The organism is Ensifer sp. ZNC0028 (assembly GCF_000799055.1).
Lineage (GTDB): Bacteria > Pseudomonadota > Alphaproteobacteria > Rhizobiales > Rhizobiaceae > Ensifer.
This window is the reverse complement of the sequence record NZ_JTLA01000021.1, coordinates 35,465-44,568: the sequence shown is the minus strand read 5'-3', so window position 1 is coordinate 44,568 and position 9,104 is coordinate 35,465. Positions and strand designations below refer to the sequence as shown.

Below are 9,104 nucleotides of genomic sequence, written 5' to 3'. Positions count from 1 at the left end.
CCGCTGTCCCACATCTGCAAGTTCGAGGCGGGCCGTCGTAATTTCGCCGGCGATCTCCGACTGGAATTCGTTCTCGATACCGGTCAGCCCGAGTTCCGCTCCGGCTTCCGCCTTTTCGGCCTGTGCCTTGTTGCCGGCAAGCTCACCGCGCGAAGCGGCAAGTTCGCTGAGCTTGGCGTCGATCTCGATCAGCTTGGAGCGCTGCGCAAATTCCTTGGCCACCAGGGTTGCGATTGCGGTGCGCTGCTCATTGATCAGTTCGATCTGGCGGTCGGTCGCCCTGATCTGCTCAGCAAGCGACTTGGCTCTTTCCGAATACTCCTCGATGGTCTTGCCCTGAACCTCCAGGCGACCGGCCTTTGCTTCACGCCGGCGCTCGAAGAAGTTCGTCTCCGCCTTGACCGCGTCGTCGGCGGCCGATTCCGAAGTGCCAATCAGCTCGTCCGGAAAGTCGATCTGCTTGGCTTCCGTCTGCTCCGCCTTGAGGCGGGCAAGCTTTGCGATCAGCCCGAGGCGCCGGCTTTGCAGTGCCTGAAGGTCGGACCGGGCGCGGGTGTCGGCAAGCTTGACCAGCGGCTGGCCGGACGTGACTCGGTCGCCTTCCTGGACGAGCAGGCGGTCGAGGATGCCGCCTTCGAAATGGCTGACCGTCTTGCGCTTCGAATCGACCACGATCGTGCCACTTGCGACCGAAGCGCTGCTGAGTTCCGTCGAAAACGCCCAGCCGAAGAAACCACCGAAGGCGACAAGGATCGTCGTCAGGCCCGCAAGGACCACGCCGCGCAGCGGTGCCGTGGCACTGCTTTCCGCGTCCGCATCCAGCCCGTGCAGCGGGTGGGGCCGCTCGGGGATCGCGGGCAGGTTCGCGCGGTCGTCCTTGGCCACGAGTGTGCGTGCCTCGCGAGAAGCCGGCAAGTTCTGTTTGTTCGTCATGCGGATACGCCTTCCCGTCTCGGCTCGCCGGGTGTCATGGATGCGACCACGTCGGTGCGCGGGCCGAACTGGGTGATGCGCCCGTTTTCAAGAACGAGCAGTTTGTCGGCGGCCTGCATGATCGTCGGCCGGTGGGCGATCATGATGACGATCGCGCCGTCGTTGCGCGCCCGCTCGATCGCGCGGATCAATGCGCGTTCGCCGATGGCGTCGAGATTGGCGTTCGGCTCGTCGAGAACGATCAAGCGAGGGTGGTCGTAAAGGCAGCGGGCAAGAGCGATGCGCTGGCGCTGGCCGCCCGAAAGCGTCAGATGCCCATCGCCGACCGGAGTGTCGTAGCCGAGCGGCAGCCGTCCGATCATGTCGTGCACGTCGGCAGATCGCGCCGCCTCGAGCACCTTCTGGGGTTCGCCTTCCTCCATACGCGAGATGTTGTCGCGGATGGTTCCTTCGAGCAGCGAAACGGACTGCGGCAGGTAGCCGGTCATCTGGCCGAAGGACGCGCGCTCCCACAGGTAGACATTGTTGCCGTCGAGGAAGACGCCGCCGGTGGTCGGCTTCTGAATGCCGACGAGGAGCCTGGCCAGCGTCGATTTGCCCGCTGCCGAGGGGCCGACGATGCCGAGGACTTCGCCGGGAGAGAGCGAGAAGGAGACGCCTTTGATGATCGGCACATCGAGGCCGGGCGCTGCGTAAACGAGCTTATCCACAACAAGATCGCCCTGCGTACGCGGCTGCGGCATGGTCTGGCGTACGGCCAGATCCTGGTTCAGCGCAGTCTCTATCCGGCGCCAGCTTGCAATCGCGAGCACCCACTGGCGCCAGTTCTCGATCATCGAATCAAACGGGGCGAGCAGGCGTCCGACGAGGATGGTCGTTGCCATCATTGCGCCGGGGGAAATCTCCTGTTTCATCACGAGGATAGAGCCTGTTGCCAGTGCGGCCGCCTGGATCATGAAGCGCAGCGAACGGGTGATCGAAGCCATCGCCTTGCTGCGGCTGCCGCTGGTCTCCAAAGCGTCGAGCGCATGCAGTTGCGCGGTGCGCCAGCGGCGGGCGAGCGCTGGCAGCATGCCCATCGCTTCGATCGCTTCGGCATGGCGCAAGCTTGAACCAATTTTCGAGACGGCCTCGATATTGGCTTGATTGGCCTCTTTCATCAGCCGGCGAGTCAGCAGGTCAGTCAGCAATCCACAGCATACGAGCAGAGCAATGGAAACGGCACCAAGAAGGCCGAACATCGGGTGCAGCGCAAACAGCACCCCGAGAAAGATCGGTGACCAGGCGGCATCGAGCGGGGCGCTGACGGCAGACGTCGTGAGGAAGCTTCGCAATTCGGCCAGGTCCCGCAGCGACTGGGTCGCCCGGGTCAGCCCTTGATCGGCGGCCGCCTGCACGGCGGCGGTCAGGACCGGCAAGTTCAGCCAGCGCACGACCGCACTGCCCATCGCCTGGAATGTCAGAGCCCTGATGTATTCGAGTATGCCGTAGATCACGAGCGCGCCGATGACGAGAATCGTCAGCATGGTCAGCGTGTCCATGCTCTGGCTGTTCAACACACGGTCATGAACTTGCATCATGTAGAGCGGTGTCGAGAGCTGCAATATGCCGATGCAAGCACTCAGCAGGGCTGCATAAATAAGTGCCAAAACGAACACGCGGCGTGCCTTCAAAATAAGCAGCTGTGGATCGTTTGCTCCATTTTGCGCCTTCTTTGGCCCAATTTGGTTCTTGCTAATCATATTGCCTCGTTTGCTGTCACGCGTGGCGATTTTCTGGATAAGTTCATTGGGGTCTTGAGGAAGCTATTTTGTTGGTTATCACTTAAATCACAGTGTTGCCGTGATAAGTGTGACACAATAATGGTGGAATGCTCAAGATAGTCGTATTCGGGGGGAGTAAAGGGGGCGAAAAATTGCTTCAAAATTTGAAGTAATTTTTGAATATCGTAGTAATGCTCAGTTGGAGAGAGGGATGAATCAAAGGATTCTCTATCCGTTCGCAGATTTTGGCGGCGCTGTTGCCATCCGCCCCGGGGATGACGCAGTTGGAAGTGCCCCTGAACATGACAATATTGACCAGGAGAGCGAAGCGTCCGTGGTCACATATTTCGAGCTGGCACGGATGATGGAACGGGCCAGCCGGCGCTTTACCGGCCTGTTGCGTGCCGAGCTGACGAAGCTCGGTGTCGACGATATCGGCCCGGCGCAGGCGATGGTTCTTCTGGCGATCGGCGATGCGGAAGTGTCGGTGGCGGAGCTTTTGGACCGTGGACATTATGTCGGCTCCAACGTTTCCTACTACCTGAAGCAGTTGGGCGACGGGGAGTATATCGACAGGGCTGCCTCCCAGCGCGACCGGCGCTCGGCCCGCATCAAGCTTTCGGACAAGGGCAGGCAACTCTGCGATGCCCTGCGCAAGGCGGCCGGCGCCTATGAACGTGTCCTCAGCCACGGCGAGCAGGACCGGCGCAATCTCGAAACCGCATTTCAAACGCTGCACCGGCTCGAGCTGGTTTGGGGGAATGCAACGCGCTACGGCATCTGAGATGCCCGCGCACAGGCTGTCCTTTCAACGGCTATAGGCAGGGAATATGCACGTAGCATTTGTACACCGGCGCGGCTTCTGCCAGTTCGCCGCTCTCGCGTCTCATTTGGCGCAGACGGGAAATGAAGTGACACTCGTGACGGAAACCGTGGATCAGCGGATTCCGTCAACGCGCGTCATTCGCCACCGAGCAGAACCCGGCCCGCAGGCCAATTCGCAGATGGCAAGGCACCTCGGTGTGTCTGACCATCATGTCCGGATCGGTCACCGGGTCGCCGAAACCTTCGATGCCATGGCCCGCCAGGGACAGGTGCCCGACGTTATCGTCGGGCACATCGGCTGGGGTGGTATGACCTTCGTCAAGGATGTGCTGCCCAACGTTCCGGCGCTCGGCTATTGCGAGTTTTTCTACCGCTCCGAAGGGGCCGATATCGGTTTTGCCCCTGACGACAAGCCCGACCAGGACACGCGCAAGCGGCTGCGGTTGCGCAACATGGCGCAACTCCTGACGCTGGATGCGATCGATGGCGGCTTCAGTCCGACCCAATGGCAAAGGAGCCTTTATCCGGCGGAACACCGCGCACGCATCGGCGTCTGCCACGAGGGCGTCGATACCCGCGTCTTCCGTCCTGACCCGTCGGCGTCGTTGAAGCTTCCGGACGGGCGGGTGCTGAAGGCGGGCGATCCGCCGATCGTGACCTTCGTCGCCCGTGATCTCGAGCCCTATCGCGGCTTCCCGCAGGCGCTGGAGGCAGCGGCAAAGGTCGCGAAGCGCCATCCCGACGCGCTCTTCGTTTTCGTCGGCGGCGACGGCGTCAGTTACGGCGCTCCGCCGCCCGGTGGTGGCTCCTGGAAAGACTACATGCTTCAGTCCCTGGATATCCCGGCCGACCGGTTCCTGTTTCCGGGCGTGGTGCCGCACGGCGTCCTGAAGCAACTGTTCCAGATATCGGCCGCCCATATCTATCTGACCTATCCTTTCGTGCTTTCCTGGTCGGTGCTGGAGGCCATGGCCTGCGGCGCGCTCGTCATCGGTTCGGATACGGCGCCGATGCAGGAGGTGTTGAGCTCCGGCCGCAACGGCCTGCTCGTTCCCTTCTTCGATACGGATGCGCTGGCGGAGGCGATCTCCGGCGCCTTGCAGCAGCCGGAGAAGTATTCCGAGTTGCGTGCAGCGGCCCGCCGCACGGTCGAACAAAGGTTCCGCCTGGGCGATTGCATTGCACGACAGATGACATTGCTGGATAAGGCGATGGGAAATCCTGGATCCACTCAAATATTACGGGTCTCATCTGCATAATACTTCAAAACCCGAAGTATTATTTCACGAAAAACGCAAATATAACTTATTGTGCAGTGCAAATAACCTTGATATGCTTTTTCTAGGTCGTTGAATTCGCCGGTTTATTTCGGATCGGCGGATTCAACTACAGAGAGAATTCGGTTGTATTGAGGGTGGCGCGTGCAAGGGTTGGTGTCTTCTGGCGTGAGGTATTCGCAGGCGAAGAGAAAGCTGGTGTTGGCCTCGGATCACGATAGGGCGAGTGTCCAGGGCAGTGGTATCGAGCACCTGGTTCATTTTCTTCCGGCAGGCGATCGGCCTGATGCGACCCTGGAAAACGTATTTCCGTTGATCGGGCTCGCTTTTTCAAGGGAGGGCGAGGCGGATCTCGCCGACGGCATCGTCTCGTTGCGGGCGCTTGGCACCGTCCCGGAGATCCCGATCAAGCGCTTGAGCGCCGAGGCCGTCAGCGAAAGTGCTGGGCTCATTCAGGCACTGGTCGACGGTGGTGTCGGGCGGCTTGCCCGGTTTTCGTCGGCAATCACCTCTGAGCTTGCGCTGCTTCGCCGTGAGCGCGAAACGCTGCTCGAAAACTACCGCGCGCTCGAAGATGCGTTCCAGGCACGCAACTGGGAGCCGGTCGCGGAAGTCTTTGCGCATGATCCCTATGTCGATCCCAAGGATGAAGGTATCGGCCATCTGATTGCCAATGCCTTTGTCGAGCAGCTCCTGCCGGTCTCGAGCCATGGCGTTGCCGGCATCGCCCTACACTTCAACTCGGTCCCGCGGGATGGCGGCGAGCTGGTCGTCGTCCTGAGTTATGTCGAGAGCGGCGAGGGGGTTGCCGAGTGGGCGGTGCCATTCTCGCAGCTCGTCCCAGGCTGGAACTTCTTTGCCCTGCCGCGCACCTGCGGGGGTGGCGCCAAAACATTGCGGTTGCGCGTTTCGACGACCGGTAGCGAAACGATCGGGCTTTCGCTCGGCTATCCCATCGCCAGCGAGCATTATACGGCACGGTCTGAGACCCGCCACGCCGACCTTGATCTGCGCCCTCTGGCGTTCCGCGTCTATACCGGCCTGCCCGGCGTCAAGCCGACGCGCATGCCGAACATGATCGCGCCGACCGCACTGCTCGACGGCCACTTCATCGAAGACTATCGTCTGTCGGTCGATCTGCTCAGCCAGATCGTCGACGTATCGGTGACGCCCGTCGTGCCGGAATTCCAGACGGTGCGCTTTCTCGAACACGAGCACGCCGTCGTCTGCCACCCGCTTGCAAATGGCGTGTCGGCCGGCGCCGTCGGTCGCGCTGTCGAGCCCGGCACCATATCCTTCTCCGCAAGCGCTGTGGTCGACCATCCCAAGGGCGCCCCGGCGGCCGTGAGCTTCCTGCTCGCTCCAGCGGGCTCGAACGCGCGCTCGGAAGTGGCCGAGCTTGCCCGCAAGGGATCGGTCAAGCCTTCGGCCTTCTTCAGTGGTTGGCGCGAAGTCACCAATGAGCAGCCGATCAACATCAATTTCCAGCTCGACGAGCCGGTGCGCCAACCCATGGATCTGATGATCCTCAGCCGCGCGGTAACCGACTCGGTCGATTTCTCCTGGCTCAAGGTGTCGGGCTTCCGGATGGTCAAGCAGTCGGGTGGTGCGTCTCATGTCCAGCAATAGCGATCCACGGGACCTCGTTGCGATCGCCATGCCGCTCTATGGCCACGCGGCACTGGCGCTCGAAGCACTCGAATCCGCGCTCGCCTCGGATCTTGAGGGCTGCCGTATTGCCATCGTCGTTTCGGTCGACGGCGACCCGCGACAGGAAACCTTCGACCAACTGCTGCTCTATTCTGCGGCCCACCCCGATATCCATGTGGTGTTTGGCCGCAATGCCGGCCCCGGCGGCGCGCGCAACCGCGCCATCAACTATGTGCTCGAACACCTGCCCGAGGCGAAGGCCGTCTATTTCCTCGACGCCGACAACCGCGTCCTGCCGGGCACGATCGAGACACTCTATCGGCGTCTGCATGAAAGCGGCGCCGGCTGGGTCTATACCAACATCGACACCTTCTCGGTGAGCTGGCGGGCCCATTATGGCAACCAGTATTCCAGGCTGGTCCACTGCATCACCGACAACATCTGCGACACCGGCTCGATGATTTCGATCGAAGTCTTCCAGGAAGGCGTTCGGTTCAACGACGACCGGCAGAACGGTTTCGAGGATTGGGAGTTCTGGCTTTCCTGCGTCGAGCACGGCTTCGTCGGAACGCCTTGCCACGACACGACGTTCGAATACCGCCTGCGCGCCGAAAGCCGTTTCAAGGAAGCCAACCGCGACCGCGCAACCTCCGTGAGCTTCCTCAGAAAGCGCCACAAGGCCCTGTTCCAGCGGCCGATGCTCGTCGATTTCGAGCATGAGGAGTGCCCGCGTTATCTCTTTGCGCGCACCGAAGACGCGGCCATCTCGTTCTTCACCGATCCGACGAAGCAACCGAAGCGGCTGCGGCTCGACGACATCATTCCGGCCTTCTGGGCAAGCACCGGCGAGCCCGACAACGTACATTTCCCGCCCTTCGTCATGGCCGGCAGCGGTGCGACGATCGATCTGCTCTTGCGCTCCCGCATGCTGCCCAACGTGCTTTGCCACCTGGAGCGCTTGAGCGAGAAGGCCAATGTGGTCTTCGTGCATCTCGGCAACGACGCGACGCAGCGCAAGATCGAGCCGACATTCCTCGACGCCGGCGCCCAGCATCTCGGCCAGCCGGATCTCATCTTCATATCGACGGCGCTCCTGCGTGACGTCATCCGCAACAACGCGCTCGACTGGTTCGCCTCGATCGGCACGCAGCAGGTCTGGCCGACCTCGGCGGTGCTCAATGTGCGCTTCCCGTTCCCGCGCGCCCTTCCGCGCCGCACGCTGATCACGCCGCAACAGGTGATGATCAATTGCGTCAACGCGATCGCCACCAGTCCGCTTCGCCGCACGGCCGGCCGTCGCTGGACCTGGCGACCCGCGCGGCTCATGCCCTATTCCGACCTGCACAAGGCCTTGCGAACGGAAATCGGCGGTTCGCCGGTGCTGCCGCTCGGGCATAGTGAAGCCGGCAAGAAGACCGCGGCACTTCTCGTGCCGAACGCGTCCTTTGGTGGCGCCGAGAAGGTCATCTATGCCGCCTCGCGCGAGCTCAGGGCCGCAGGCTACGAGACGCATCTGTTCGTGCTCGGAACCAGCCGCATGGACGTGATCGACGAATTCGATTCGAGCTTCGACTATGTTCATTTCTGGGATCAGGGCATCCCGGCCTGGGGCGGCTCCGGCTCGTTCCTCGGCCAGGATTTCATCGCCGACCACCATGAAGTCGACTGGGGTGCGCTGAAGGGCCAGCTTTCTGGCTTCGATCTCGTCATCAACAACCATGTGATGGCGATGCATCCGCTGATCGCGCGGCTGCGCTCGGAAGGCACGCGCACGGCCTGCTATCTGCACGTCGTCGACAACACGCCGTTCAAGCGCCCGGCGGGCCAGCCTTTTGCCGCCATCGCCCACGAGCATTGCTACGACGCCTTCCTCACCTGCTCCGAACAGCTGAAGTTCTACCTGCACAGCTTCGGCGTGCCGCTCGAAAAGATCTTTGCCGTTCCGAACGGCGCAAGTTTTTCCGTGCCACCCAAGGTGCTTGCAGATGTGCTGCAGGTGCGGCGGATCGAGCGCAAGGACGACCGGTTGCGTCTGCTCTACATGGGCCGTCTCGACCAGCAGAAAGGCATCGACCGTCTGGCTGCGACGATCTCCGAATTGCGGGCCGCACACGTGTCGTTCGACGCGCGGGCGATCGGTGGCGAGATCCTGGCGGACGCTTCGTTCTCCTGGACGGACCGGCTCAAGGAGCTGGGCGTCGACGTGCGTCCTCCGGTCTTTGCCAGCCGCGACCTGATCAAGGCGCTCGGCTGGGCCGATGTGCTGATCATGCCTTCGCGCTGGGAAGGTGCCCCGCTGATGATCGCCGAAGCCCAACAGCTCGGCTGCGTGCCGATCGCAACCGCGGTTGGCGCCGTCGACGAACTGATCGTCGATCGCGAGGACGGCATCCTGATTGATGCCTCCTCCGATCCCCAGGTGGTGCGCGATATGGTCAAGGCGATCGCCGAGGTCTCCCGCGATCGCAACCTGCTTGCGCCGATCATGGAAGGGTGCCTCAGAACCGCGGCCCGCCGCGCCTGGTCCAACTCCTTCTCGGAGTTCCTCGGCTGGTGCGATGGCGCCGTGAACAATTCCTCGCTTTCGCGCGCCAAGGTCATCCGGGCGCGTGAGACATCCAATACCGGCGTCGCAGCCGCAGGCTGATCGACCCGT

Annotated in this window: 5 protein-coding genes and 1 pseudogene; 4 read left to right on the top strand and 2 right to left on the bottom strand. The window is 62.1% G+C overall.

Annotated elements, in window-relative coordinates:
• A pseudogene (locus L981_RS05795) lies at positions 1-933 on the bottom strand (HlyD family type I secretion periplasmic adaptor subunit); the annotation flags it as partial.
• A complete protein-coding gene (locus L981_RS05790) occupies positions 930-2,675 on the bottom strand; it encodes a type I secretion system permease/ATPase (RefSeq protein ID WP_043612748.1) in 1,746 nt (581 codons plus the stop codon). The gene L981_RS05790 and the pseudogene L981_RS05795, both read right to left, overlap by 4 nt.
• A gap of 232 nt (positions 2,676-2,907) precedes the next feature.
• Between L981_RS05790 and L981_RS05785 the strand changes: the two genes are divergently transcribed.
• The 4 genes from L981_RS05785 to L981_RS05770 all read left to right on the top strand — a co-directional run bounded on the left by L981_RS05785 (position 2,908) and on the right by L981_RS05770 (position 9,095).
• Positions 2,908-3,480, top strand: a complete 573-nt coding sequence (locus tag L981_RS05785; RefSeq protein ID WP_043612747.1) for a MarR family transcriptional regulator — start codon at positions 2,908-2,910, stop codon at positions 3,478-3,480.
• Positions 3,481-3,526: 46 nt separating this feature from the next.
• Positions 3,527-4,780 (top strand): glycosyltransferase family 4 protein, encoded by a 1,254-nt coding sequence (locus L981_RS05780; protein ID WP_052201615.1) that lies wholly within the window; start codon positions 3,527-3,529, stop codon positions 4,778-4,780.
• Positions 4,781-4,954: 174 nt separating this feature from the next.
• A complete protein-coding gene (locus L981_RS05775; RefSeq protein ID WP_197067100.1) occupies positions 4,955-6,427 on the top strand; it encodes a DUF6212 domain-containing protein in 1,473 nt (490 codons plus the stop codon).
• Entirely contained in the window at positions 6,414-9,095 is a 2,682-nt protein-coding gene (locus L981_RS05770; RefSeq protein ID WP_043612745.1) for a glycosyltransferase, read from the top strand. The genes L981_RS05775 and L981_RS05770 overlap by 14 nt, the downstream gene beginning before the upstream one ends.
• The last annotated feature ends 9 nt before the right edge of the window (positions 9,096-9,104 follow it).